At 72.7% G+C, this 25,839-nt stretch carries 23 protein-coding genes; 12 read left to right on the top strand and 11 right to left on the bottom strand.

Annotation, left to right across the window (positions count from 1 at the left end; all coding sequences use genetic code 11):
- Positions 1–66 precede the first annotated feature (66 nt).
- Positions 67–513, top strand: coding sequence for a DUF2550 domain-containing protein (locus ACIPM1_RS29890; protein WP_402439849.1), 447 nt, complete (start codon positions 67–69; stop codon positions 511–513).
- 30 nt (positions 514–543) lie between these two features.
- Here the strand turns inward: ACIPM1_RS29890 and ACIPM1_RS29885 are convergent, their stop codons facing one another.
- Positions 544–2,367, bottom strand: a complete 1,824-nt coding sequence (locus tag ACIPM1_RS29885) for a glycosyl hydrolase family 18 protein (protein WP_402439847.1) — start codon at positions 2,365–2,367, stop codon at positions 544–546.
- 201 nt (positions 2,368–2,568) lie between these two features.
- Between ACIPM1_RS29885 and ACIPM1_RS29880 the strand changes: the two genes are divergently transcribed.
- The 4 genes from ACIPM1_RS29880 to ACIPM1_RS29865 all read left to right on the top strand — a co-directional run bounded on the left by ACIPM1_RS29880 (position 2,569) and on the right by ACIPM1_RS29865 (position 5,472).
- Positions 2,569–3,264, top strand: coding sequence for a response regulator transcription factor (locus tag ACIPM1_RS29880; protein ID WP_402439845.1), 696 nt, complete (start codon positions 2,569–2,571; stop codon positions 3,262–3,264).
- On the top strand, positions 3,261–4,724 hold the full coding sequence (locus ACIPM1_RS29875; RefSeq protein WP_402439843.1) for an ATP-binding protein: 1,464 nt from the start codon (positions 3,261–3,263) through the stop codon (positions 4,722–4,724). Before ACIPM1_RS29880 ends, ACIPM1_RS29875 begins: the two co-directional genes overlap by 4 nt.
- A 65-nt stretch (positions 4,725–4,789) precedes the next feature.
- Positions 4,790–5,203 (top strand): hypothetical protein, encoded by a 414-nt coding sequence (locus ACIPM1_RS29870; RefSeq protein WP_402439841.1) that lies wholly within the window; start codon positions 4,790–4,792, stop codon positions 5,201–5,203.
- Positions 5,203–5,472: a hypothetical protein gene (locus ACIPM1_RS29865; RefSeq protein ID WP_402439839.1), complete on the top strand. Its 270-nt coding sequence runs from the start codon at positions 5,203–5,205 to the stop codon at positions 5,470–5,472. Before ACIPM1_RS29870 ends, ACIPM1_RS29865 begins: the two co-directional genes overlap by 1 nt.
- 39 nt (positions 5,473–5,511) lie before the next feature.
- Here the strand turns inward: ACIPM1_RS29865 and ACIPM1_RS29860 are convergent, their stop codons facing one another.
- Complete coding sequence (locus ACIPM1_RS29860) at positions 5,512–6,084, bottom strand: cob(I)yrinic acid a,c-diamide adenosyltransferase (protein WP_402439837.1); 573 nt, start codon at positions 6,082–6,084, stop codon at positions 5,512–5,514.
- A 238-nt stretch (positions 6,085–6,322) separates the two neighbouring features.
- Between ACIPM1_RS29860 and ACIPM1_RS29855 the strand changes: the two genes are divergently transcribed.
- The 3 genes from ACIPM1_RS29855 (at position 6,323) to ACIPM1_RS29845 (ending at position 10,583) form a co-directional block, all read left to right on the top strand.
- On the top strand, positions 6,323–7,171 hold the full coding sequence (locus tag ACIPM1_RS29855; RefSeq protein WP_356192027.1) for a 3-hydroxyacyl-CoA dehydrogenase family protein: 849 nt from the start codon (positions 6,323–6,325) through the stop codon (positions 7,169–7,171).
- Positions 7,172–7,319: 148 nt separating this feature from the next.
- On the top strand, positions 7,320–7,643 hold the full coding sequence (locus ACIPM1_RS29850) for an STAS domain-containing protein (RefSeq protein WP_030596935.1): 324 nt from the start codon (positions 7,320–7,322) through the stop codon (positions 7,641–7,643).
- Between the two features lie 312 nt (positions 7,644–7,955).
- On the top strand, positions 7,956–10,583 hold the full coding sequence (locus tag ACIPM1_RS29845; protein WP_402439834.1) for an ATP-binding protein: 2,628 nt from the start codon (positions 7,956–7,958) through the stop codon (positions 10,581–10,583).
- 177 nt (positions 10,584–10,760) lie between these two features.
- Here the strand turns inward: ACIPM1_RS29845 and nucS are convergent, their stop codons facing one another.
- A complete protein-coding gene (gene nucS, locus ACIPM1_RS29840) occupies positions 10,761–11,432 on the bottom strand; it encodes an endonuclease NucS (RefSeq protein WP_402439832.1) in 672 nt (223 codons plus the stop codon).
- A gap of 301 nt (positions 11,433–11,733) precedes the next feature.
- Between nucS and ACIPM1_RS29835 the strand changes: the two genes are divergently transcribed.
- Positions 11,734–12,126, top strand: a complete 393-nt coding sequence (locus ACIPM1_RS29835) for an SCO5389 family protein (RefSeq protein WP_356195164.1) — start codon at positions 11,734–11,736, stop codon at positions 12,124–12,126.
- A gap of 84 nt (positions 12,127–12,210) precedes the next feature.
- Here ACIPM1_RS29835 and ACIPM1_RS29830 read toward each other — a convergent pair whose 3' ends face one another.
- Positions 12,211–13,239: an LLM class flavin-dependent oxidoreductase gene (locus ACIPM1_RS29830; protein WP_402439830.1), complete on the bottom strand. Its 1,029-nt coding sequence runs from the start codon at positions 13,237–13,239 to the stop codon at positions 12,211–12,213.
- A gap of 232 nt (positions 13,240–13,471) precedes the next feature.
- On the opposite strand from ACIPM1_RS29830, the gene ACIPM1_RS29825 reads away from it, so the two are divergent.
- On the top strand, positions 13,472–13,813 hold the full coding sequence (locus ACIPM1_RS29825; protein ID WP_402439828.1) for an ATP/GTP-binding protein: 342 nt from the start codon (positions 13,472–13,474) through the stop codon (positions 13,811–13,813).
- Between the two features lie 8 nt (positions 13,814–13,821).
- Here the strand turns inward: ACIPM1_RS29825 and ACIPM1_RS29820 are convergent, their stop codons facing one another.
- The 7 genes from ACIPM1_RS29820 to mce all read right to left on the bottom strand — a co-directional run bounded on the left by ACIPM1_RS29820 (position 13,822) and on the right by mce (position 23,369).
- Positions 13,822–14,691, bottom strand: a complete 870-nt coding sequence (locus tag ACIPM1_RS29820; RefSeq protein WP_402439826.1) for an ABC transporter permease — start codon at positions 14,689–14,691, stop codon at positions 13,822–13,824.
- Entirely contained in the window at positions 14,688–15,815 is a 1,128-nt protein-coding gene (locus ACIPM1_RS29815) for an ABC transporter ATP-binding protein (RefSeq protein ID WP_402439824.1), read from the bottom strand. Before ACIPM1_RS29815 ends, ACIPM1_RS29820 begins: the two co-directional genes overlap by 4 nt.
- 125 nt (positions 15,816–15,940) lie before the next feature.
- On the bottom strand, positions 15,941–16,711 hold the full coding sequence (locus ACIPM1_RS29810) for an ABC transporter permease subunit (RefSeq protein ID WP_402439822.1): 771 nt from the start codon (positions 16,709–16,711) through the stop codon (positions 15,941–15,943).
- Positions 16,712–16,714: 3 nt separating this feature from the next.
- Entirely contained in the window at positions 16,715–17,665 is a 951-nt protein-coding gene (locus tag ACIPM1_RS29805) for an ABC transporter ATP-binding protein (RefSeq protein ID WP_402439820.1), read from the bottom strand.
- An 85-nt stretch (positions 17,666–17,750) separates the two neighbouring features.
- Entirely contained in the window at positions 17,751–18,686 is a 936-nt protein-coding gene (locus tag ACIPM1_RS29800; protein ID WP_402439818.1) for a cellulose-binding protein, read from the bottom strand.
- A 183-nt stretch (positions 18,687–18,869) separates the two neighbouring features.
- Positions 18,870–22,718 carry a polarized growth protein Scy gene (scy, locus tag ACIPM1_RS29795; protein ID WP_402439816.1) on the bottom strand — a complete coding sequence of 1,283 codons (3,849 nt, stop codon included), beginning with the start codon at positions 22,716–22,718 and terminating at the stop codon, positions 18,870–18,872.
- Positions 22,719–22,928: 210 nt separating this feature from the next.
- Positions 22,929–23,369 carry a methylmalonyl-CoA epimerase gene (gene mce / locus ACIPM1_RS29790; protein ID WP_356195143.1) on the bottom strand — a complete coding sequence of 147 codons (441 nt, stop codon included), beginning with the start codon at positions 23,367–23,369 and terminating at the stop codon, positions 22,929–22,931.
- 148 nt (positions 23,370–23,517) lie between these two features.
- Between mce and ACIPM1_RS29785 the strand changes: the two genes are divergently transcribed.
- Entirely contained in the window at positions 23,518–24,717 is a 1,200-nt protein-coding gene (locus tag ACIPM1_RS29785) for an acetyl-CoA C-acetyltransferase (RefSeq protein WP_402439814.1), read from the top strand.
- A gap of 33 nt (positions 24,718–24,750) precedes the next feature.
- Entirely contained in the window at positions 24,751–25,707 is a 957-nt protein-coding gene (gene meaB, locus ACIPM1_RS29780; RefSeq protein WP_356195169.1) for a methylmalonyl Co-A mutase-associated GTPase MeaB, read from the top strand.
- The last annotated feature ends 132 nt before the right edge of the window (positions 25,708–25,839 follow it).

Raw genomic sequence — 25,839 nt, 5'->3', positions numbered from 1 at the left:
CGCGGCTGTGGCCGATGTGGGTGTTTTTTCCGTTCCATTACCTAGGAGACGAGGAGGTCGGTGCCGATGATCCTCGCTCTGACTGTGTGCGGGCTCGTGGTCGTGCTCGTGGTGGTGGGACTGTTCGTCTTCGGCCTGCGACGCAGACTCATCCAGCGCTCGGGCGGCACCTTCGACTGCAGCCTGCGCTGGGACGTGTCCGAGAAGCCCGACGCCGGTGGCAAGGGCTGGAGTTACGGCGTGGCCCGCTACAGCGGCGACCGCGTGTCGTGGTTCCGGGTCTTCTCCTACGCCCTCCGTCCGCGCCGCGTCCTGGAACGCTCCGCGATCGAGGTGGCCGGCCGCCGGCTTCCCGAGGGCGAGGAGGAGCTCGCCCTGCTCTCCGACGCCGTGATCCTCGCCTGCCTGCACCGCGGGACACGTCTCGAACTCGCCATGAGCGAGGACGCGCTGACCGGTTTCCTCGCGTGGCTGGAGGCAGCGCCGCCCGGACAACGAGTGAACGTGGCGTAACCCCGTTCACTCGTCGGCGCAGGGAACCCTCTACGACAGACCGCTGTCGATGGCGCTCACCAGCTCACCGTTGCCGGTGTCGCCGCTGAACTCCCAGAAGAACGCGCCGCCCAGCCCCTGGGTCCTGGCCCACGCCATCTTGGTGGCGATGGTGGCCGGGGTGTCGTAGGACCACCAGTTGCCGCCGCAGTGCGCGTACGCCGTGCCCGCGACCGTGCCGGTGGCCGGGCAGGACGTCTTGAGGACCTTGTAGTCCTCGATGCCCTGCTCGTAGGTGCCGGCCGCCGGGCCCGTGGCCGTGCCGCCCGGGGCGTCCTGGGTGACGCCGGTCCAGCCGCGGCCGTAGAAGCCGATGCCGAGGAGCAGCTTGCCCGCCGGTACGCCCTTCGCCCGGAACTTGGCCATCGCGTCGGCGGTGGTGAAGCCCGCCTTGGGGATGCCCGCGTACGAGGTGAGCGGGGAGTGCGGGGCGGTCGGGCCCTTGGCGTCCCACGCGCCGAAGAAGTCGTACGTCATCACGTTGTACCAGTCGACGTACTGGGCGGCGCCGGCGTAGTCGGCGGCGTCGATCTTGCCGCCGTCGGAGCCGTCGGCGGTGGTGGCCGCGGTGACCAGGGCGGAGGAGCCGAACTTGGCGCGCAGCGCGGACATCACGTTCCTGAAGGCCGCCGCCCCGCTGGTGTCGCAGGTGAGGCCGCAGGCGTTGGGGTACTCCCAGTCGATGTCGATGCCGTCGAACACGTCGGCCCAGCGCGGGTCCTCGACGAGGTCGTAGCAGGACTGGGCGAAGGCGGCCGGGTTCTTGGCCGCGTCCGCGAAGCCGCCGGACCAGGTCCAGCCGCCGAAGGACCACAGCACCTTCAGATTCGGGTACTTGGCCTTCAGCTCGCGCAGCTGGTTGAAGTTGCCGCGCAACGGCTGGTCCCAGGTGTCGGCCACGCCGCTCACCGACTGGTCGGCGGGGAACGCCTTGTCGTAGTCGGCGTAGGAGTCGCCGATCGCGCACTTGCCGCCGGTGACGTTGCCGAAGGCGTAGTTGATGTGCGTGATCTTCGACGCCGAGCCCGACGTCACCAGGTTCTTGACGTTGTAGTTGCGGCCGTAGATGCCCCACTCGGTGAAGTAGCCGAGCTTGACCTTGCCTCCGGCGGGCGGGGGATTGGTGCCGCCACCGGTGGTGTGCACGGCGACCGCGGCGCTGACCGGCCCGGTCTGGTCGGCGGTGTCGCGGGCCTGGACGGTGTAGGAGTAGTCGGTGCCCGCGGTCAGGCCGGTGTCGCCGTACGAGGTCGTCGTCACGGTGGCGACCTTCGTGCCGTCGCGCAGGACGTCGTAGTTCTTGACGCCCTTGTCGTCGGTGGCCGCTGGCCAGGAGAGCTTCACCGAGGTGTCGGTGACGTCGGAGGCGGTCGGGGTGCCGGGGGCGGAGGGGGCCGCGTCGCCGGGGACGGTGGTGCCGTCGCAGCTGTCGCCGTTGAGCCGGCAGTTGGAGGGCGATCCGGAGCCGGCGCCGTTGAAGCCGAAGGAGACGGAGGCGCCGGGGGCGATGGAGCCGTTGTAGGACTTGTTCCGGGCGGTCCAGTGGGTGCCGGAGGAGGTGACGTCCGCGTCCCAGGCGGAGGTGACGGACGTGCCGGCGGGGAAGTCCCACTCGACGGTCCACGAACTGATGGTGCCGGTACCGGTGTTCTTGACGGTCCACTGGCCGCCGAAGCCGGTGCCCCAGTCGCTGCTCTTGGTGTAGGTGGCGGTGGCGGTCGCGGCCGCCTGGGCGGGGGCCGCGAGGCCGACCAGTCCGGCCAGCGGGAGCAGCAGGCTCGCGAGCCCTGCCGCGGCTCTGTGTCCGAAGCGCATGGTGCGCCTCCTTGGTGGGGAGTGGGTGGGGGCATGACTGAGCCATCAGGCCCGCAGTGCCGCGAGAATAGAAAGGTCTGGACCATAGGTCAATAGGTCTGGACCACTACCCTGGTGGCGGGCCTGATCACCAACTCCTGTTCCGCGGCGCCCGCTTGGCGGAACGGGGGCGTACCCTCACCAGGCGACGAGGGAGGGCGCATGGGTGGGGGGACACGTCCCGGAGCGGTACTGGTCGTCGACGACGACGCGGCGATCCGCCGCTCGCTGGAGCGCGGGCTGCGGCTGAGCGGCTTCGCGGTGCGCACCGCGGCCGGCGGGACCGAGGCGCTCGCCGCCATCGGCGAGGCCCCGCCGGACGTGCTCGTCCTGGACGTGTCGATGCCGGGCATGAGCGGTATCGAGCTGTGCGCCCGGCTTCGCGACGACGGCCAGGACCTGCCCGTGCTCATGCTCTCCGCGCTCGACGAGACCGCCGATCGCATCGCCGGACTCCAGGCGGGCGGCGACGACTACCTGGTCAAGCCGTTCGCCCTGCAGGAACTGGTGCTGCGGCTCCAGGCGCTGCTGCGCCGCCGGCCGCCCACCGGCCGGGAGGTGCTGCGCGTGGCGTCCCTGGTGATCGATCCGGCGGCCCGCACCGCCGAACGGGACGGCCGCCCCCTGGAGCTGACCCGGCGCGAGTTCGAACTCCTGGAGGTCCTCGCCCGCAACGCCGGATTGGTCCTCACCCGCGACCAGCTCCTGGAACGGGTCTGGGGCTACGACTTCGAGGTGCGCACCGACACCGTCGACACCTTCGTGAGCTATCTGCGGCGCAAGCTGGAGGCGGACGGGCGTCCTCGGCTGGTGCACACGGTGCGCGGGGTGGGCTTCGTTCTGCGGGACACGCCGTGAGGCTCTCCACCCGCGTCGGCCTCACGGTGGGCTGCACCGTCCCGCTCCTGGTGCTGGCCTCCGGCTGGCTGCTGTTGCACCTGGTCGCCCGCGACCTGCGGAGCGCACAGGACGAGCATCTGCGGCAGCGGGCCGCCGCCGTCGCCCAGGACGCCCGCGCCCTGCTGCGGGCCACGGCGAGCGGCCGCCCCAGGGTCGCCGACAGCAGGGAGCGGCAATTGTTCAGCGCCGCCCTCGACGTGGGCGTACGCGTCGTCGGACCGGACGCCACCTTCAGCGGCGGACCCCAGCCCGGCACCTCGGTACGCCTGCCCGACCGGGCCGCGGGACCGGTCACCGTCCGCTCCGGCGGCCGCGAATGGCGGGCGCTGTCCCGGCCGTTGCGGGGACCGGCCGTCGCGGGCACCCTGTGGGTGTTCTCCCCGGAAACCGCCGACCGCGCCCAACTCCGCTCCGTGCGGCACCGGGTGGCCTTCACCGCACTGCTCGCCGCGCCGCTGTCCGGCCTGATCGCCTGGGGCATGGCCACCGGCGCGAGCGCGCCCCTGCGTCGGCTCACCCGCCGTACCGCCGGACTCGACCCGCGCACCTCCGCCGCCCGCCTCGGCCACCGGCCGACCGGTGTGACCGAGGTCGACGAACTTGCCGCCACCCTGCGCACCGTCCTCGCCCGCTACGACGAACAGGCCGCCCGTACCGCCGAGGCCCTCGACACGGCCCGCTCCTTCTCCGCGGCCGCCGCCCACGAACTGCGCACCCCGCTGATGAGCATGGGAACCAACCTCGACATCCTCGCCGACCATCCGCGGCTGCCCGAACCGGACCGCACCGAGGTCCTCACCGACCTGCGCCACGAGCACGCCCGGCTGCTCGGCCTGCTGGTGATGCTGCGCGAACTGGGGCGCGGGGACCTGGTGGAGGCGGAGGCGTTCGGGAGCGTCGACGTCTCCGAGGCCGCCGACGCTGCCGTGGCCGAGGCACGGCGCCGCGCCCCGGACGCCGGGATCACCCTGGCCGCCCCGCCCGGCCTGACCGTGCACGGCTGGGAACAGGGCCTGCGGCTGCTGCTGGACAACCTGCTCGGCAACGCCCTCACCCATGGCCGCGATCCGCACGGCCGGGCCCGGGTCGCGGTCGACGTGCGCGGCACGGGGGACCAGGTAGTGATCACGGTGGACGACCACGGCCCCGGCGTACCCGCCGACTTCCGCGCCCGGATCTTCGAACGGTTTCGGCGCGGTCCGGACAGCGCGGGCTCCGGACTCGGGCTCACCCTCGTCGCCCAGCAGGCGGCGCTGCACCGGGGGAGCGTCACCGTGACGGACAGGCCCGGCGGCACCGGGACCCGCTTCGAGGTACGGCTGCCCTCGGGCAGCGGTGCGCTGCCCGGCCGGCGGGACTGGCTGATCGGTACAGCCGGGGCGAACCGGTCACAGAGTTTCCCCAAAGACCGTCCCTAGCCTCCGACGTGACGAACGGGCGGGCCGACGGCGGGCCGCCCGGCAACGCAACGGAGGACGGACAGATGCACGCACCACGACGGATGCGCACGCTGCTCACCGGGCTCGCGGTGACGGCGGTCCTGGCGGGCACCACCGCGGCGGCCGCCGCCGACGGCAGTCCCACGCCCGCGCCCACCGGCGACGGGGCGCAGGCGCTGTGCAAGCGGGTGCCCAGGCTGGACCGGCGAATCGACCGGGCCCTGAAGCGGCTCGACGCCGGAGCCGGCACGCGCGGCTCAGTGGCCCGCCTGCAGAAGCGCGTCGACAACGCGAAGACGGCCGGCCACACGGAGATCGCCACCTATCTCCAGGACCGCCTGGACTTCCGCACGTCGTTGCGGACCAACCTGGAAAAGCGGCAGAAGGACCTGACCGCGGTGAAGACGTGGTGCCGGGCGAACGGCGAGGACACCGGAACAGGCAAGGCGGCGGGCTGATGCGCGCCCGGCTGCGCGCCCGGCGGGCGGCGGCCGCAGCGGCTGCCCTGCTCGCGGCCCTCACCGCCGGATGCGCTCGTCACGCCGCCACCGGGCCCGCGGCGGGTCCGTCCACCGCTCCCGCGGCGACCACCGCGACGGGCACGCCCTCGGCGCCCGCCTCCGCCGGCGCGCCTCCGGGCTACGCCGACATGGAGAAGAAGGTGGACACCGCCGAGTCCGCGGTGGCGGCGGCGGACTCGGACGCGACGAGCGACGCGGACCGCTGACCCCGGGACCGTTCCGGGCCACGACCGGGCGGGGCGAGCTCAGCGCTCCCCGCCCGGCACCCACAGCACGTCCCCGGTGTCCTTGTTCGCCGTGCGCGCGAGGATGAACAGCAGGTCGGACAGACGGTTGAGGTAGGTCGCCGTCAGCGGGTTCATCACCTCGCCGTGCGCCTCCAGCGCTGCCCAGGTGGAGCGCTCCGCGCGGCGGACGACGGTGCACGCCTGGTGGAGCAGGGCCGCGCCGGGGGTGCCGCCGGGGAGGATGAAGGAGCGCAGCTTCTCCAGCCGCTCGTTGAAGCGGTCGCAGTCCGCCTCCAGGCGGTCGACGTAGAACTGCTCGACCCGCAGCGGCGGGAACTCGGGGTTCTCCACCACGGGCGTCGACAGGTCCGCGCCCACGTCGAACAGATCGTTCTGCACGCGGGTGAGGACCTTGACGACCTCCTCGTCGAGCGCGCCGAGCGCGATCGCCGTGCCGATCACCGCGTTCGCCTCGTTGGCGTCGGCGTACGCGGCGATTCGCAGATCGGTCTTGGCGACCCGGCTCATGTCGCCGAGAGCGGTCGTGCCCTTGTCGCCTGTCCTGGTGTAGATGCGCGTCAGATTGACCATGTGACCAGCGTAGACGCCCCCCTCGCGGATGCCTCCCGGCACCGGCTCCCCGGCGTATTTGAGCGGCCGCAACACGCGGGCCAGTGCGGACGATTGGGACGTGACGGGTGTCTCAGGCCCTGAGACAGTGACACGCATTACTTACGGTCCTCAAGGCAGCCGGTGAGCGCTAATGTCCGCCGAGAGGCTACGTAAACAGCCTGTAAGCGCTCGCGCAGTCGTTCAAAGGGGAGTCGGAGTGGCACGGAAGCTCGCCGTCATCGGGGCCGGTCTCATGGGGTCCGGCATCGCCCAGGTCTCCGCGCAGGCGGGCTGGGACGTCGTCCTGCGGGACGTGACCGACGAGGCGCTCAGGCGCGGCACCGACGGCATCAAGGCCTCGTACGACAAGTTCGTGAGCAAGGGCAAGATGGAGGCGCACGACGCCGACACCGCCCTCGCCCGCATCACGGCGACCACCGACCTGGACGCGGCCGCCGACGCCGACGTCGTCGTCGAGGCCGTCTTCGAGAAGCTCGAGATCAAGCACGAGATCTTCCGCGCCCTCGACAAGATCGTGCGGCCGGACGCCGTGCTCGCCTCCAACACCTCCGCCATCCCGATCACCAAGATCGCGGCGGCCACCGAGCACCCGGAGCGGGTCGTCGGCGTGCACTTCTTCTCGCCGGTGCCGATGATGCAGCTCGTCGAACTCGTCCGCGGCTACAAGACCAGCGACGAAACCCTGGCCACCGCACGGGAGTTCGCCGAGTCGGTCGGCAAGACCTGCATCGTCGTCAACAGGGACGTGGCCGGCTTCGTGACGACCCGTCTGATCTCGGCCCTCGTCGTCGAGGCGACGAAGCTGTACGAGTCGGGCGTCGCCACCGCCGAGGACATCGACCTGGCCTGCCGGCTCGGCTTCGGGCACGCCATGGGCCCGCTCGCCACCGCGGACCTCACCGGCGTCGACATCCTGCTGCACGCCACCGGCAACATCTACACCGAGACCCAGGACGAGAAGTTCGCTCCGCCGGAGCTGATGCGCCGGATGGTTGACGCCGGTGACATCGGGCGCAAGAGCGGGCAGGGCTTCTACAAGCACTGAGACCGCCCCAGACTCCGCCGTCTCACCCTTCAGGGTGAATTCGGTATCGGTTCGCTTACAAGCAGCAACCGCACTGCCACGGAAGCAGTCAGACGTTGCACAGCCACCGTCATGGAGCAGCCAGCCACCGCACTCTCGGGGAGCGCATATGTACATCAGGGGCGACCACGCCGAGCTGGTCGTCGGGGGGCGCCTCGACGTCCGCAGCGCGGCGGACGCCCGTACGGTCCTGCACTCGGCCGTCGACGACGGCGTCGGAGACCTGGTGCTCGATCTGTCCGAGCTGGACTCCTGGGACGCCACCGGGCTCGGCGTGATCATGGGTGCCCACCGGCGGGCCGGCCGCTGCGGCCGGCGGCTGGTGCTGCGGAGGGTCCCGCCGCAGATGCAGCGCCTGCTGGTGGCCACCCGGCTGCACCGGATCCTGGCCATCGAGGGCGGTATCGGTGTGGAGTCCCTGCCCCGCGTGTGAACCGGGCGCCGTCGCGTGTGCAGGTCCCGTGAGGGTCGCCGCGCGAGGCGCTCGCACGGGTGTGAACCGGGCGACGGGGGAGACCCGGGCGCAGGTCAGCGAAACGTACGTGACGTGCAATCCTCACGAGACCGTGACGTCTCGGACCGCGCGGTACCCCGGGCTGTCGTAGATACTGTGCCAAGGTTTAGGGTTCGGCTGCCCGCGCCTAGCAACCCTCGAGCGGGCCCGGACCAGAAGCGACAGCGCGGTGTGCGAAAACGGCCGGGAGGGCTTGCAGAGCACACGACGCTTTTGGGGGGCTTGGAACCTATGGACCCGATCACCCGGGGACCCGAGGGCATGGGCCACGACGGCGACGGCCACGCGCCGCGCCAGCGCCCGCCCAGGGAATCCCTCGCATCCGATTTCGGTCAGCACGCGCCACCCGCACAGGTGCGCACGGTGCGGCTCGTCACCGGCGACTTCCTGCTCACCGTCAACCCCGTAGACGGTAGCGAGATCGAGGCCTGTCCGCCCGGAGAACGCCCGAACCGGCCGCGGAAGTACACCTCCGCCGAGCGCGAGGAGATCGAGCGCGCGGCCAGGCCGCCCGTCCCGGCCGGCCCCACGCAGCCCCCGCTCGCCCTCCTGGAGCGCCAGGACGAGCGCGAGCAACTGGTCCGGCTGCTCGCCCGCGGCCGCTCCGTGCGCCTCACCGGCCCCGCAGGGTCCGGCCGCACCAGCCTCCTCGACCTCGTGGCCGACGACTGCGGGGACCTCGCCCCCGACGGCGTCGTCCGCCTCTCCGGCTTCCGCCGCACGGTGGGCGACCTGCTGGACGACCTGTTCTCCGCCGTCCACGACGCACCCCTGCAGCGGCCCGGCCGCGACGAACTGCTCGACTGCGTCCGCGAGATCGGCGCGGTCGTCGTCGTCGACGACGTCGAGTTCGGCGGCGCCGCGCTGGACGAGCTCTTCGAGGCCACCCCCGAGTGCGCCTTCCTGCTCGGCGCCACCCCGGACGTGCCCGCGCCGTCCGCCGAAGCGGCCGTCGAGGAGGTCGTCCTCGGCGGACTCGACCGGGCGGGCGGCGTCGAGCTGCTGGAGCGCGCCGTCGGCCGCGTGCTCACCGAGGAGGAGTCGAACTGGGCGGGTGACCTCTGGTTCGAGTCCGAGGGCCTGCCGCTGCGCTTCGTCCAGGCCGGCGCCCTGCTGCGCCAGCACGACCAGCTGCGGGCCGCCACGAACGCCGTCGACGAGTTCGGCGTCTTCGAGGACGCTCCGCCCGCCGACGCCCCGGTCGACGGCGGCGACGGCGACGACGTGCCGCTGCCCTCGGTCGGGCAGGCCGCCGCGGCCGCCCCGCTGCTCGCCGCCCGGCTGAGCGCCTCGGCCCGCGCCACGCTGCGGTTCGCCGTCGCGCTCGGCGGCGAGGTGCCGCACCAGGCGCACCTGCCCGCGCTGGTCGGCGACACCCACGCGGACGCCGCGCTCGGGGAGCTCGCGCGCTGCGGCCTGGTCTCCCCGGTCGGCTCCCGCTACCGGCTCGCCGCCGGGGTGCTGACCCAGCTGGAGGCCGCCGGGTACGCCGACGACATCGAGGAGCAGGCCCTCGCCGCCGCCCGCCACTACGCCTGGTGGGCCGGACACCCCTCCGTCGCCCCCGAGCGGGTGTCCGCCGAGGCGGACGCCGTGCTCGCCGCGCTGGGCGTCCTGGTGCCGGTGACCTCCCCGAGGCCCTCGGCCTCCTTCGAGGAGACCGGGTCCCCGTCGGCCGGATCCCCCTCGGCCGACGAGGACGAGCCGAGCATCGCCGTACGACTGGCCCGCACGGCCGCGCCCGCGTTCGCCGCGGGGCTGCACTGGAGTGCCTGGGAGCGGGCGCTGCGCGCCGGTGCCGAGGCCTCCCGGCTCGCCGGAGAGGTCGCCGAACAGGCCTATTTCCACCACGAGTTGGGAGTCCTCGCGCTCTGCGAGGGCCGGCTGGACCGGGCCCGGGCCGAGCTGGAGGCCTCCATCGGGCTGCGCGGCGCCCTCGCCGACAAGCGCGGCACGGTCGCCGGCCGCCGCGCCCTCGCCCTGGTCGCCGACCGCTCCGGTACGGCGCTGGGTCTGCCCTTGCTGGGCCTGGCCGCGACGGCGGGCGAGGAGGTGTCCGACGCGCGCTCCGAGGAGTCGGCGTCGCCTGCCGGCGGTGTCCCCGCGCCCTTCCCGGCGCTCCAGCCGCCCCGCGACGACGCGTCGCTGGTGACGTTCCGCTCGCCGTCGCCGGGCGGGTCCTCCTCGTACGCCGCGGCCGCGCCGGGCGCGACGAAGGGCGGGACGGGCGTCAAGGGCGTCGCCCGGCGCAACCTGGTGGCGGTCGGTGCGGGCGCGCTGCTCGCCGCCGTCCTCGGCACCGTGGTGACGCTCGGCGCCACCTCCCACAACGACGCCAACGACCCCTCCGGCAAGGTCGACGTCAACCCGTCGGTCAGTCAGGGCGTGGACGACGGGGGCCTGGGCGCCGCCACGCCTGCGCAGGGCGACGCCGGCAACGCGGACACGGGTACGGCGACCAGCCGCCCGACGGATCCGGGCCCCGACGGCTCATACGGCACGACCGACGACCCGGCCCCGCCGGCCGGGCGGGCCCGCCCGTCGGACGACCCGACCGGGACGCGGAAGCCGGGCGGCGGTGCGTCGGCCTCCCCGTCGAAGTCCTCGGCCCCGGGGTCGTCGACGTCCCCCAAGCCGAGCACGTCGACGTCGAAGTCCCCGAAGCCGAGCACGTCGCCGTCCACGAGCACCTCGCCGTCGCCGTCGCCGAGCCAGTCGTCCACGACCAGCCCGTCGACGACGAACTCGGCCGGCGGGCCGGCGTCCTCGAGCGCCCCGGCCACGTCCAGCTCATCGGTGGGTGCCCCCGAGGGCAGTGCCGCCGTCTCCCCGAGCGGTTCGGGCGACGCGGTGATCTGACGTCCGCGCTCCAGCACCCGCATCGGGGTCCGGGTCCGTGCACGGACCCGGACCCCGATGCCGTGGGACGGACCCGACTTCGGTGCCGTGGGACGGCCCCGGCCCCGGCCCCGGGCCCGGGCCCGGGCCCGGCGCCGTGCGGCGGGCCGGCCCCAGGGCCGTAGAGCGGCGGCCCGCTCAGAAAAGGCGCAGCTTGTCGTCCTCGATGCCCCGCAGCGCGTCGTAGTCCAGGACCTGGCAGCCGATGCCGCGGTCGGTCGCCAGGACGCGGGCCTGCGGCTTGATCTCCTGCGCGGCGAAGACTCCGCGGACCGGGGCCAGATGCGGGTCGCGGTTCAACAACTCCAGATAGCGGGTGAGCTGCTCCACGCCGTCGATCTCACCGCGTCGCTTGATCTCCACCGCGACGGTCTGCCCGTCGGCGTCCCGGCACAGGATGTCGACCGGGCCGATGGCCGTCATGTACTCGCGGCGGATCAGCGTGTAGCCCTCGCCGAGGGTCTCGATGCGGTCGGCGAGCAGCTCCTGCAGGTGCGCTTCCACGCCGTCCTTGATCAGCCCGGGGTCCACGCCGAGTTCGTGCGAGGAGTCGTGGAGGACTTCCTCCATCGTGATGATGAGCTTCTCGCCCGCTTTGTTGACGACGGTCCAGACGCCGTCCTCGGCGTCCACGCCCTCCTTCAGCGTGCAGGGAGGCGACATCCAGTTCAGGGGCTTGTAGGCGCGGTCGTCCGCGTGGATCGAGACGCTGCCGTCCGCCTTCACCAGGATCAGACGGGGCGCTGACGGCAGGTGGGCGGTGAGCCGGCCCGCGTAGTCGACGGAGCATCGGGCAATGACGAGACGCATGGTCGGCAACGCTACTCGACCGGGGGCGGTGCGCGCGAAGCACCCGGTCCTCCGCGCCCCGCGGGCGGCCGGGGCGGCCCTCGGGGTCGCCCCTTTTTTCCCTGGATAACCCGTGTTCACTCGTGGCCGATTGTGTGCCCAACCGGCCTGGCCTGTACGTGCATTCGCCTGGTGGGCCCCCGCTCTGTTGCCTACCGTAGTGAACGGGAGGTCGCGATATGTGTACACAACGTGTTCGGTATTGCGCACTCCCTTATCTGTCCGGCAACCCCTGTTGTTCGGGGGTGCGAGAGGAGAACCCATGTCGCTCGACGTCTCACCGGCCCTACTCGAACAGGCCGAGCGAGGCGAGGTCGACGAAGCTGCCTTCGTCGACTGCGTCCGGACCTCCCTGCCCTACGCATGGGAGATGATCAGCTCCCTGGTGGCCCAGCTGAAGGTGGACGGCGCGGTGTTCGCCGACAACCAGACGCCCCCGCCGGACGAGCAGGCACGCGGTCAGCTGCTGCGTGCGCTCGCGAGTGACGCCATACGCGGTGCGCTGCAGCGGCACTTCGGTGTGCGGCTGGCCTTCCAGAACTGCCACCGGGTGGCGGTGTTCCCGCTGGACGCCTCGGCCGACGAGACGCTGAACCGCTTCACGTCGGTGCGCAGCCAGCTGCTCAACCAGTCGCCGGAATTCCGGGACTGCTGACGCAGTAGGTCGCCTGCTTGCCGCTCCTTCCGCGGGAGGTGCATGGAGTGACGGGGCGGCAAGCCATCCCGCGACGCGACCCGCTCAGCCCAGGTGGGGCAGTACCTCGGCGCCGAGCCGCCGTACGTTCTCCTCCGTGGCCGCCAGGTCGCCGGAGCCCTCGACGAGCAGGGCGAAGCGGGAGATTCCGGTCCGCTCGGAGGTCGCCGCGAGTCGGTCCGCGCACAGCCGTGGGGTGCCCACCGGGTGCAGCCCGCAGAGGAGTTCGGTGTACGCCAGCGGGTCGCGCATCCGGCGGGAGCGGCCGTCCACCGTGACATGGGCGTCCAGCCCCTGCCTCAGCCAGCCGGGCATCGCCTTCGTCAGCGTCTCCACCGCGTCGGTGCGCCGGTCCGCGATCTGGCAGACGCCTGCCGAGACATGGGCGGCGCCCCGGACCTCGTCCGCCGGCCGCCCCGCTTCCCGCGCGCACCGCTGCCACAGGGCGACCATCTCGGCCTTCTCCTCGTCGCCGACGTGCATGCCGAGCAGCATCGGCAGCCCGCGCTCGGCGGCCAGCCGGACGCTCGCGGGGGAGGTGCAGGCGACCACGACCTCGGGGCCCGCCACCTCGGTGAGGGCCTCCGAGGGGCGGGGGACCACGGGGACCTCACGGAAGGTGAATCGTTCCCCCGAGGCGGACACGGTGGACTCGCGCAGCCAGCGCACCAGCAGATCGAGTGATTCCGGGAACCCATCCTCGTACGCCCGCAGGCCCGTCCCGAAGACCTCCAGGTCCACCCACGGGCCGCCGCGTCCCACCCCCAGCGAGAACCGGCCGCCGCTCGTCACGTGCAGCAGCGCGGCCTGTTCGCCGAGCGCGACCGGGTGGGCGGTGGGCAGCACACTGACCGCCGTGCCCACCCGCAGACGGCGGGTGCGGCCGAGCAGCAGCGCGGCCAGGGTGACGGCGGACGGACACGTGCCGTAGGGCACGAAGTGGTGCTCGGCCAGCCAGACCGAGTCGAGCCCGGCCTCCTCGGCGACCTCGGCGGAGCGGACCGCCCGGTGCAGCGCCTCCCCCTGGCCCTGGCCCGGGAACTGGGCCGCCAACACGAAACTTCCTACGCGCATCGCATTTCCTGCTTCCTCGGCTCCGACACGGAGCTCCCCCACCCGGCATAACCGGTCGACACGTGCCGAGGACACGGCCTGGCGAAGAGATATGCGGATTGTCTGCGGAATGGGCCGCCCAGGAAGGGGAGATGCGGGAGATCGGCGCCCTCGGCGCCGTACGCGTACCCCTCCGGGCGCCGCGTAGGCTGGACGGGACCCGTGCTCCCCGTACCGCTCCGAGAGGTGTCCTGTGTCCCCGCGTCGCAACCGATCCAAGGGGTACGGCTCGTCCGGCTCGTCCGGCCGGAGCGCCGAGGACGACCCGGTGGGCCGCTACGGCGGCTGGCAGTCCTCGGAGAGCTGGCAGGGCGAGGAGTGGAGCGTGCGGCATGTGGCGGGCGCGAGCGCGCAGGGCAAGACCTACCGCTGCCCGGGCTGCGACCAGCTGATCGCCTCCGGCGTTCCGCACGTGGTGGCCTGGCCCGAACACGCGGGCGTGGACGACCGCCGGCACTGGCACAAGGCCTGCTGGAACGCGAAGGACCGCCGCACCACACGGGTGCGGCGGTCCCGTAACGCGCCGCGGTTCTGAGCTACGGGTCAGACGTCCCGCTTCTGCAGCAGCGCCCAGGCGCCGGCGAAGGCGACGGCCGTCACGGCCGTGATGATCCACAGCGGGTCCAGGCCGGTGGGGCCCGAGCCGTTCAGGGATTCGCCGTACAGGACGCTGAGCTGACTCGGGATCGAGTACTCCAGCAGGAACTTCTGCAGGTCCCGCAGGGAGTCCGCGAACAGGAACATCGCGATGACCAGCGGGGCCAGCAGCAGACCGATCATGATCGTGATGGCGCCGGCCGAGTGCCGGACGATCGAGCCGATCAACAGCGACAGCAGCCCGAGCAGCGCGACGTACAGGCCGATGCCGACCGTTCCTTTCAGCCACTGTGCCGCGGTGGGATGGGCCAGGCCGTTGCTCGCCAGCATCGACGTCTGGAGCAGGCCGACGAGCGCGGCGGAGACCGTGGTGACCACGAAGGCGACGCCGAAGAACACGATCGCCTTCGCCAGCAGCACCCGGGTGCGGCTGGGGCAGGCCGTCATGGTCGTGCGGATCATCCCGGTGCCGTACTCCGAGGCGGTGGTCAGCACGCCGAGTGTGATCATGCAGATGCTGCCGGTCAGGACTCCGCCGATGCCCAGGCCGAGGGGCGCCTCCCCTCCCAGGTGCGCGTCCGAGGCGGCGACGATGACCGCGAAGAGCAGGCCGAGGCCGATCATGAGGACCACGAACACCCCGAGCGTCCACATGGTGGAGCGCACCGATTTGATCTTGGTCCACTCCGAGGCGACGGCGTGCCCGAGGTGCGTGGGCACGACCGGGATCGGCGAGGTGTAACCGGGCGGGGGAGGAACGGCCGCCTGCTGCCAGGCGGGCCCGGCCTGCGGCGTCGGGGTCTGGGGCGAGCTCATCGGGCGTCCTCGGGCTTGGTCGGGTCGGCGGGAGCGTCGTGGGGACCGGCCGCCGGCGCGCCGGCCTGCTCCTGCGGCGGCGCGAACGGCTGTCCTCCCTGCCGGGGCGGCGGCGGGGCGTACCAGCCGGGCTGGCCCTGTCCCGGCACCGGCATCGGCGGCTCGGCGCCGGGCGGCAGCGGCTGCATCAGCCCCGCCTTCTGGTCGATGGTGGAGCGGTAGTCGACGGCCGCCTGCGTCATCCGCATGTACGCCTCCTCCAGGGAGGCCTGATGCGGCGACAGCTCCCACAGCCGTACGTCGCTGTCGTGCGCGATGTCGCTGATGCGGGGCAGCGGCAGTCCCGTGACCCGCAGCGCGCCGTCCTGCTCCGGCAGGACGTGCCCGCCCGCCTCGGTCAGCGCCGAGGTCAGCTTCTCCCGCTGCTGCGGCTCGGCGTCGGGGGTGCGCACCCGCGCGAAGCCCGCGGAGTTGGCGGAGATGAACTCCCGCACGCTCATGTCGGCGAGCAGCTGCCCGCGTCCGATGACGATGAGGTGGTCGGCGGTCAGCGCCATCTCGCTCATGAGGTGACTGGAGACGAACACGGTCCGTCCCTCGGCCGCCAGCGACTTCATCAGATTCCGCACCCACAGGATGCCCTCGGGGTCGAGACCGTTCACCGGCTCGTCGAACAGCAGCACCTGCGGATCGCCCAGCAGGGCCGCGGCGATGCCGAGCCGCTGGCCCATGCCGAGGGAGAAGCCCTTGGACCGCTTTCCGGCCACGTCCTGCAGCCCGACCACGCCCAGCACCTCGTCGACGCGCCGGGCCGGGATGCCCGAGAGCTGGGCCAGGGACAGCAGGTGGTTGCGGGCGGACCGGCCGCCGTGCACGGCCTTGGCGTCCAGCAGGGCGCCGACCTGGCGGGGGGCGTTGGGCAGGTCGCGGTAGGGGTGACCGCCGATCGTCACCGTGCCCGCGGTGGGGTTGTCCAGGCCGAGGACCATCCGCATGGTCGTCGACTTGCCCGAGCCGTTCGGCCCCAGGAAGCCGGTGACGGCACCGGGCCTCACCTGGAAGGAGAGGTTGTACACGGCGGTCTTGTCGCCATAGCGCTTGGTCAGGCCGACTGCCTCGATCATGCTCCGCACCCATCGGAAGGTTCAGGACAGCGGGGCCACGCCCCCGTAAGGGTTAGGAGGATATCGGGGAGCCCGCGGTTCCCCTCAAGGACGAGTAAAAAGCACCGGGGTGAACAGGCCAGGACCTAGGCGTCCCGCTTCCGCAGCAGCGCGTAGGCGCCGGCGAGGGACGCGGCCACCCACAGCACCATGATGCCGAGGCCGCCCCAGGGCCCGTACGGGGTGTCGTCGCCGGCCGGGGGGACCACCTGGAGGATCCGGCTGCCCGCCTGGTCCGGCAGGAACTGGCCGACCTTCTTCGTCGCCGACACGTTCCCGAGGATGTTGGAGACGAGGAAGAAGAACGGCATCAGGATGCCCAGCGACAGCATCGGCGAGCGCAGCATCGCGGCGACCCCCATCGAGAACACCGCGATCAGGGTCATGTAGAGGCCGCCGCCGATCACCGCCCGCAGCACCCCGGGGTCTCCCAGCGACGTCCGCAGCGGGCCGAGAACCGTCTGCCCGAGGAAGAACGCGGCGAAGCTGGTGGCCATCCCGACCACCAGCGCGAGGCCGGCGGCGACCGCCACCTTGCTGAAGAGGAAGGTCCCGCGCCGCGGCACGGCGGCCAGCGACGGGCGGATCGTGCCGGTGCTGTACTCGTTGGACACCACCAGCACCCCGAACACGATCATCGCGAGCTGCCCGAGCGTCATGCCCGCGAAGCTGACGTAGGTCGGGTCGAGGACGGTCCGGTCCCGCGGGCCCATCCGGCCGGACTCGTTCTTCGACAGGGCCGAGATCAGCATGCCGAGGGCGACGGTGACGACCACGGCCAGGGACAGCGTCCACACCGTGGAGGCCACCGACCGGATCTTCGTCCACTCGGACCGGATCACCTGGGTCGCCGCCATGCCTCAGCCCTCCGTCTGCCAGTCGCCGCCCCACGCAGGGCCGGGTGTCTCCGCGTGCGCGTGGTACTCCACCGATCCGGCGGTGAGCCGCATGAACGCCTCCTCCAGCGAGGACTGCCGAACACTCAGCTCGTGCAGCACGACGTGGTGCCGCGCGGCCAGCTCGCCGATGTGCTCCGGCTTGCCGCCGTCCACCTCCAGCAGGCCGCCCCCGGTCTCGACCGCCGTGATCCCGGCCCCGTGCAGAGCGTCCAGCAGCCGCTCGCGCTCCGGGGTGCGGATGCGCACGAAGGAGTGGGAGTTGCGCTCGATGAACTCGGACATGGAGGTGTCGGCCAGCAGCCGTCCCTGCCCGATGACGACCAGGTGGTCGGCGGTCAGCGCCATCTCGCTCATCAGATGGGAGGAGACGAAGACCGTACGGCCCTGGGCGGCCAGCGATCTCATCAGGCCGCGGATCCAGTGGATGCCCTCGGGATCCAGGCCGTTGACCGGCTCGTCGAACATGAGGATGCGCGGGTCGCCGAGGAGCGCCCCGGCGATGCCGAGCCGCTGGCTCATGCCGAGCGAGAAGCCCTTCGCCTTCTTCCGCGCGACCGCGGTGAGGCCGACCGTGTCGAGCACCTCGTGCACCCGGGCGGTGGGGATGCCATTGCTCTGGGCGAGGCACAGCAGATGGTGGAAGGCGGTGCGCCCGCCGTGCACGGACTTGGCGTCGAGCAGGGCGCCGATGGACGTCAGCGGATCCCGCAGCCGGTGGTAGGGCCGGCCGTCGATGCGGACGTCCCCGGCCGTCGGGTGGTCCAGGCCCAGGATCATCCGCATGGTGGTGGACTTCCCGGCGCCGTTGGGGCCGAGGAAGCCCGTGACGGTGCCCGGCCGGACGGTGAAGGTGAGGTCGTCGACCGCCAGTTTCCCGCCGTACCGCTTGGTCAGCCCGTCGAGCTCGATCATGCGGCCACGCTAGAACGGCACGAAGCCCCCCGCCACTTCAGTGGCGGGGGGCTCCGCGAAGTTCAGCCCGCTGTGCGGGACGGTGTCACCGGGTCTGCTGGGCCGGGACGCCGCGGGAGATCGGCTCGTCCTCGGCGGGCGTGCCCGCGGCGGCCACCGCGGCACCCGTGAGGGTCGCCAGCATCTCGCGCACGTTCGTCAGCTGGGCGTTGATGGAGTCGCGGCGGTTGGTCAGCGCGGCGAGCTCACGCTCGGACTCGGAACGGATCCGGTCGGCCTTGGCGTTGGCGTCGGCCACGATGTCCTCGGCCTGGCGCTGGGCGGTCTCCACCGTCTGGCGGGCGCGGCGCTCGGCGTCCGTGCGCAGCTTCTCGGCCTCCAGGCGCAGCTGCTCGGCGCGGTGCTCGATCTCCGCGAGCCGCTTCTCGGCCTTGGCCTGACGGGAGGCCAGGTCGCGCTCGGACTGCTCGCGGCGCTTGGCGAGGTTCGTCTCGAAGTCGGCGGCGGCCTGCGCGGCCTTGGCGCGGGTCTCCTCGAAGAGGGCGTCCGCCTCCTCGCGCTTGGACTGCGCGTCCTTCTGGGCGTCGCTGCGCAGCTGGGCGGCCTCGCCCTTGGCCTTCTCGACGATCCGGACGCCCTCGTCCTCGGCTTTGGCCTTGCGCTCCGCGGCGAACGACTCCGCGTCGTTGCGCACCTGCTGGGCCGCCGACTCGGCGAGCTCACGGTGCTGCTCGGCCGCGCGCCGGGCCTCGTCCCGCAGGTCCTTCGCCTCCTCCTCGGCGAGGCGGAGGATCTTCTCGACCCGCGCGCCGAGACCCGCGTACGACGGCTCGGCGTCGGTGACCTGGGCCTGGGCGTTCTGCGTTTCGAGGTGGAGCTCCTCGATGCGCTTCTCCAGAGCGGTGATGCGGGCGAGTGCGCTGTCACGGTCGGAGACGAGCTTGGAGATGCGTTCGTCCACCTGAGCGCGGTCGTACCCACGCCGCACAAGCTCGAAGCCGTAGGGGGAAGTGTCGCTCATGGGGTTCCTGTCGAATGAGACCGGTGAGGTGATAGGTGGAATCCTAGGCGCCTTAGCGGCGTGTCATCGAGCGGATACGCGTTTGATCTGGAGAATGACACCTCTTTTGGGTGGCTGACCGCCGGACGGCTTGCGCGAGAACCGGTCAAAGGGCCCCAGAAGACACGCAAACCACCACCGGCGCTAGTTCTCCGACGACTTGCCACCCGATCGTGGGGCGCCCACCGCGGCTCCCGCCTTGACACCGCTGTCCTTGCCACCCGCCGGGGCCTCGAAAGACTCCAACGCCTCCAGGACGTCCTGGACACGGGAGATCTCGGTATTGATGTCCTCGCGGCGCCGCACCAGGATCTCCAGCTCGCGCTTGCCCTCCTCGACCGTGCGCCGCGCCTCGCGGATCGCCTCGGCCTTGAGCTCCTCGGCCTCCTTCACGAGCGCCGACTTCTTCTGCTCGGCCTCCTTGAGCAGGCCCTCGGCCTTCTTGACCGCGGCGATACGCACCTTGCCCGCCTCGGAGTTGGCCTCCGAGACGATCTCCCTGGCCTTCGCCTGCGCCTTGGCCAGCTGCTCCTCGGCGGCCTTGATGAGCGCGTCGCACCGGTCGCCGGCCGACTTCATCGTCTCGGCGGACTCGCGGCGGGCGCGCTCGTGCAACTCCTCGATCTCGGTGGTGAGGCGGTCGCGCAGCTCCTCCGCGCGCTCCCGGATGGCGGTGGCGTCCCGCCGGGCGCCGACGAGCAGTTCGTCCGCGTCCGTACGGGCCTTCTCCACCAGCCCGTTACCCTCGACGGTCGCCTCGGACAGGATCCGGTCGGCCTCCTTGCGGGCCGCGCCCACCATGGTGTCCGCCTGGGACTCCGCGTCCGCCTTGGTCTTCACCGCGCTCTGCTGGGCCTCGGTGAGCAGCTTGTCGGCCTCGGCCGTGGTCTCGGTGATGAGCGTGTCGACCTGCTCGGCCGCCTCCGAACGCCGCTTGTTGGCGTCCTTGCGGGCCTCGTCCAGCGTCCGCTCCGCCTCCTCGCGGGCCGCCGCCACCAGCCGTTCGGCCTCGGCCTCCGCGTCGGCCCTGACCCGCCCGGACTCGGCACGGACCCGCTCGGCGTGCGTCCGCGCGGAGCCGACGGTCTCCGCGGCCTCGGCGCGCAGCCGCTCCGCGTCCCCGGTGGCGTCCGCGATCAGCTTCTCGGCCCGGGCGATCGCATCGGCACGCACCCGGTCGGCCTCCGCCACGGTCTCCGTCTGGAGCCGCTCGGCCTCGCCCCGCGCCTCGGAGATCAGCGTGTCCGCCTGCGTCGCCGCGTCCGACCGCATCCGGTTGGCGTCGTCGCGGGCCTCCGCGCGGGTGCGCGTGGCGTCCTGCTCGGCCTGCGCGAGGGTGTCGGAGGCCTCGGTGCGCAGCCGCCGGGCGTGCTCGGAGACGTCCGCGCGGATCCGCTCCGCCTCGGCGAGCGCCTCGGACACGGTGTGCTCCGCGAGCGCCTTGGCGGCCGCGGTCTCCTCGTGCGCCTCGCGCCGCAGCCGGCCCGCGTCCTCGCCGGCCCGCTCCCGCTCCGCGTAGGCGTCGGCGCGGACCCGGTCGGCCTCCTCCTCGGCCTCCCGCCGGGTGCGGTCCGCCGCGTGCTCGGCGGCGGAGCGCAGACCGGTGATCTCCTCCTGCGCCTGCTCGTGCAGCCCGGCGACGGAGTCCCGCACCTGCTGCGCGTGCTGCTCGGCGGCGGACACCATCTCGCCGGCGCGCCGGTCGGCCTCCTCCACCAGACGGGTGGCCTCGGCCTGCGCCTCCTCCACCCGCTTGCGCGCGGAGGCCAGCAGTTCCTCGCTCTGCTCGCGGGCCCGCTCCCGCTCCTGGTCGGCCTCCTGCCGCGCCGCGCCGAGCAGTTCCTCGGCCTCGCGGCGGCGCCGGGCGGCCTCCTCCTGCGCGGCGGCCAGCGTCTCGGACGCCTCGGCGCCCAGGCGCTCGGCGGCGGCCTGCGCCTCCGCGCGGACCCGGTCGGCGGTGTCCTGGGCCTCGGCCTTGAGCCGCTCGGCCTCGGCGGCGGCCTCCGAGCGCAGGCGCACGGCGACGGCCTCGCCCTCGGCTCGGGAGGCGGAGGCGTCGGAGGCGGCCTCGGTGCGCAGCCGGGCGGCCTCCTCCTCCGCCTGCTGCCGGAGCGTGCGGATGCGCTCGGCGGCCTCGCCGCGCAGCCGGTCGGCCTCCTCGGCGGCCTCGCGGCGGATCCGCGCGGCCTCCTCACGGGCGTCGGTCAGCGCCTGCTCGGCGGCGGCGAGCCGCTGCTCGGCCTCGGTGTGCAGCCGGGTCAGTTCCCGGGAGGCCTCGCCCTGCCGGGCGGTCAGGGCCCGCTCGGTCTCCTCGCGCAGCTCGCCCGCGGCCCGCTCGGCTTCGTCACGGATGGACTCGGCCTGCTCGGTCGCCTCGGCGCGCAGCCGCTCGGCCTCCTTGCGGGTGCGCTCCAGGGTCTCCTCGGCCTGACGGCGCAGGGTGGTGGCCCGCTCGATGGCCTCGGTGCGGACCTTCTCGCTGTCGGTCTGGGCGGTGCCGCGCAGCTCGTCGGCGTCGGCCTTGGCCTTCGCCAGCAGCTCCTCGGCGGACTTGGCCGCCTCCTCGATCTGCTGGACCGCCTCGCGCCGGGCCTCGGCGCGGATCCGCTCGCCCTCGGCGACCGCGTCGGCGCGCAGCTGCTCGGCGTCGCCGCGCAGCCGGCGGGCCTCCTCCTGCAGCTCGACCGTCTTGGCGCGGTACTCCTTGGTGTCGTCCTTGGCCGCGCCCTTCAGCTGCGCGGCGATGTCGTGCGCCTCGGCGCGCAGCCGGTCCGCCTCGGCCTCGGCCTCGGTGCGGATCCGCTCGGCCTCCTCGGCGGCGGCCTTGGTGGTGTTCTTGGCCTCCTCCGAGGCCTTGTTGAGGACGTCCTCGGCGGTCTTGGCCGCCTTGGACAGCTGGGTGGCGCTCTCCTCGGCGGTGATCGTGCGGGCCTTCTCGGCGGCCGCCGCGACGATCTTCTCGGCCTCGGCGCGGGCGTCGGCGACCAGCTGCTCGGCGTCGGAGCGGGTGTTCTCCGCCTCCTTGGTGGCCTCCTCGACCAGCCGGGCGACCTGCTCCTTCGCGGTCCGGGTGCGCTGCTCGTTGGCCGACTCGGCGGCGGACAGGGCCTTGGCCGCGGCCTCCTTGGCCTCGGCGACCAGCTTCTCGGACTCGCTGCGCGCCTCGCGCAGTGCCTGCTCCGCCTCGGCCATCCGCTGCTCGGCGGTCCGGCTCAGCTCGGCGGCCTGACGGCGGGCGGCGTCCGACTCGGTGGCGGTGGAGGAGCGCAGCTGCTCGGCGTGGTCGGTGGCCTCCTGGGCCTGCGTGGAGGCGGCGTTGAGCAGTCGCTCGGCGTCCGTGCGGGCGCGGCGCAGGATCTGCTCGGCCTCCGCGCGGGCCGCCTCGGCGTCGCTCTGCAGCCGCTGGCGGGCCTCGGAGGCGAGCCGCTCGGCCTCGGCACGGGCGGCGGCCATCGCCTGCTCGGCCTCGGCGCGGGACTCGTCGAGGAGGCGGCGGGCCTGCTGCTCGGTGCGGGAGCGCAGCTGCTCGGCCCACGCCACGTTCTCGTTGACGTGCGACTCGACGGTCTGCCGGCGCTCGGCGAGCTCCTGGTCGAGCTGCTGGCGGCGGGTGACCGCCTCCTGGTGCAGCTCCGCCTGGAGCCGGGCCGCGTTCTCGGCGTGTTCCTGGAGGATGCGCTGGGTCTGCGCCCGGGCCTGGCTCAGCTCGCGCTCGGCGTCGGCGCGGATCTGGTCGGCCTGCATCTGCGCGTTCCGCAGCAGCTGCTCGGCCTGGTAGCCGATGTCCGCGCTGTCGTAGGCGGGCCGGGTCATGATGGTGCGCCGCGCCTCGTGCAGCTTGGCGCGCAGCACCTCGACCTGGTAGCCGAGGTCCTCGGCGTGCTGGATCGCCTTTTCCCGCCCGGTCTTCAGCCGCTCCATCTCGGCCTCGAACCGAGAGAGGTGGTCGACGTCAGCCGCCGGCTCTCGCTCCTGGCGTTCGTAGCCCCGCACTGCGCGGTCCCATCCGTCCCCTGGTCGCAAGCTTCTCCAAACGAGCTCCGTCCATCCGCCGAACGGGGCCCCCGGGGAATGGTGTCAGATCAACGGCGGAGCACGGGCTGCTGCCCCGACGCTCGTCCCCCGAAAACCGGACCCCGGAAAGCGGTCGTCCCTGTTTCGGGGACGACCGCCCCCAACCCTACCGGCCCTTATGTACGAGGGTCAGTGCTCAGCCGACTCAACAGGCGCCGAAGTGACCAGTTCTGTCAGGACGCCGTGGCAGTCCTTGGGGTGCAGGAAGGTGATCCGTGACCCCATGGAGCCGCGTCGGGGCTCCTCGTACAGAACGCGTACGCCCTTGTCGCGGATGTCCGCGGCGTCGGCGTCGACGTCCGCCGTGCCGAAGGCGATGTGGTGGACGCCCTCGCCGTTCTTGGCCAGCCACTTCGCGACGGTGGAGTCCTCGCGGGTCGGTTCGAGGAGCTGGAGGTAGGAGGCGCCGCCGTCGGACGTCTCGTTGATCTTGAGCATGGCCTCCCGCACGCCCTGCTCCTCGTTGACTTCGGTGTGGAACACCTCGAAGCCGTAGGTGGCACGGTAGAACTCGACGGTGGCGTCGAGGTCGTGGCAGGCGATCCCGATGTGGTCGATTCGCGTCAGCATGAATTCAGTGCAGCGCTCCGGAGGTGGTTACGCAACGTGCGCGCGATCACACCGGCGGCCCGATGACGGGGCGGACTACCCCTCAGTACATTCGAAGTAAACCCTCGTTCACTCCTCGGCTGTGCAGGCCGGTAAGGGGATCCAGCTCATGTCTTCTGGAACGAACAGCTCAGTGATCGTCGCGGGCGCGCGGACGCCCATGGGACGCCTGCTGGGCTCGCTCAAGTCCTTCTCCGGAGCCGACCTCGGCGGCTTCGCGATCAAGGCCGCCCTCGACCGTGCGGGGATCGGGGGCGACCAGGTCCAGTACGTCATCATGGGCCAGGTGCTGCAGGCCGGGGCGGGGCAGATCCCGGCGCGCCAGGCCGCGGTGAAGGCCGGCATCCCGATGAACGTCCCGGCGCTCACCATCAACAAGGTGTGCCTGTCCGGCCTCGACGCCATCGCGCTGGCCGACCAGCTGATCCGCGCGGGTGAGTTCGACATCGTCGTCGCGGGCGGCCAGGAGTCCATGACCAACGCGCCCCACCTGCTGCCGAAGTCCCGCGAGGGCTTCAAGTACGGCGCGGTCCAGATGCTGGACGCGATGGCGTACGACGGTCTGACCGACTCCTTCGAGAACGTCGCCATGGGCGAGTCGACGGAGAAGCACAACACGCGCCTGGGCATCGCCCGCCCGGAGCAGGACGAGATCGCCGCCCTGTCGCACCAGCGCGCCGCCGCCGCCCAGAAGAACGGCGTCTTCGAGGCCGAGATCACCCCGGTCGAGATCCCGCAGCGCAAGGGCGACCCGGTCCTGTTCAGCAAGGACGAGGGCATCCGCGGCGACACCACGGCGGAGAGCCTCGGCAAGCTGCGTCCGGCCTTCGCCAAGGACGGCACGATCACGGCCGGCTCCTCCTCGCAGATCTCGGACGGCGCGGCGGCCGTGGTCGTCATGAGCAAGGCCAAGGCGCAGGAGCTGGGCCTGGACTGGATCGCCGAGATCGGCGCCCACGGCAACGTGGCGGGCCCGGACAACTCCCTGCAGTCCCAGCCGTCCAACGCGATCCTGCACGCCCTGAAGAAGGAGGGCCTGGAGGTCGCCGACCTGGACCTGATCGAGATCAACGAGGCCTTCGCCGCCGTCGCCGTGCAGTCAATGAAGGACCTCGGCGTGTCCACGGAAAAGGTGAACGTCAACGGCGGCGCCATCGCCCTGGGTCACCCGATCGGCATGTCCGGCGCCCGTCTCGTGCTGCACCTGGCCCTGGAGCTGAAGCGCCGGGGTGGCGGCGTGGGCGCGGCCGCCCTGTGCGGTGGCGGCGGCCAGGGCGACGCCCTGATCGTCCGGGTCCCCAAGGCCTGATTCCCGTACGTCTTCCTCGTGATCGGAGTTGTGATGCAGGACGTCTCCTCTCTGGTGGCCCAGGCCAGGGAAGGCCGGCCGCGGGCCGTGGCCCGGCTGATCTCCCTGGTGGAGGGGGCGTCCCCGCAACTGAGGGAGGTCATGGCGGCGCTGGCGCCGCTCACCGGCAACGCCTACGTCGTCGGCCTGACCGGCTCGCCCGGCGTGGGCAAGTCGACCTCCACGTCGGCGCTGGTGACGGCGTACCGCAAGCAGGGCCGGCGGGTCGGCGTCCTGGCCGTCGACCCCTCGTCGCCGTTCTCCGGCGGCGCGCTGCTCGGCGACCGGGTGCGGATGTCGGAGCACGCCTCCGACCCCGGTGTGTACATCCGGTCCATGGCGACGCGCGGCCACCTCGGCGGCCTGGCCTGGGCCGCCCCGCAGGCGATCCGGGTGCTGGACGCGGCGGGCTGCGACGTGATCCTGGTCGAGACGGTCGGCGTCGGCCAGTCGGAGGTGGAGATCGCCTCCCAGGCGGACACCTCGGTGGTGCTGCTGGCCCCGGGCATGGGTGACGGCATCCAGGCGGCCAAGGCCGGCATCCTGGAGATCGGCGACGTGTACGTGGTCAACAAGGCGGACCGGGACGGCGCGGACGCGACCGCCCGGGAGCTGAACCACATGCTGGGCCTCGGGGAGGCCCGCGCCCCGGGCGACTGGCGCCCGCCCATCGTGAAGACGGTGGCGGCGCGCGGCGAGGGCGTCGACGAGGTCGTGGAGGCGCTGGAGAAGCACCGCGCCTGGATGGAGGAGCACGGGGTGCTGGCCGAGCGCCGGCTGGCCCGGGCGGCCCGCGAGGTGGAGACCATCGCGGTCACGGCCCTGCGCGAACGGATCGGCGACCTGCACGGCGACCGGCGGCTGAGCGCCCTGGCCGAGCGGATCGTCGCGGGCGACCTGGACCCGTACCGTGCGGCGGACGAGCTGGTGGCGGGTCTGACCGAGGCCTGAGGCGCTCCTCTCCGACGACGGCGGCGGCCCCCCCCCCCCCCCGGGCGCCCCCCCGCCCCCCCCGCCCGCCCCCGGCGGGGGGGCGGGGCGGGGGCCCCGCGCCCGCCCACGCTAGGGGCAGCCCCTCGATGA

The organism is Streptomyces sp. NPDC086766 (genome assembly GCF_044746005.1).
GTDB lineage: Bacteria > Actinomycetota > Actinomycetes > Streptomycetales > Streptomycetaceae > Streptomyces.
This window is presented reverse-complemented; position numbering and strand designations above follow the sequence as displayed.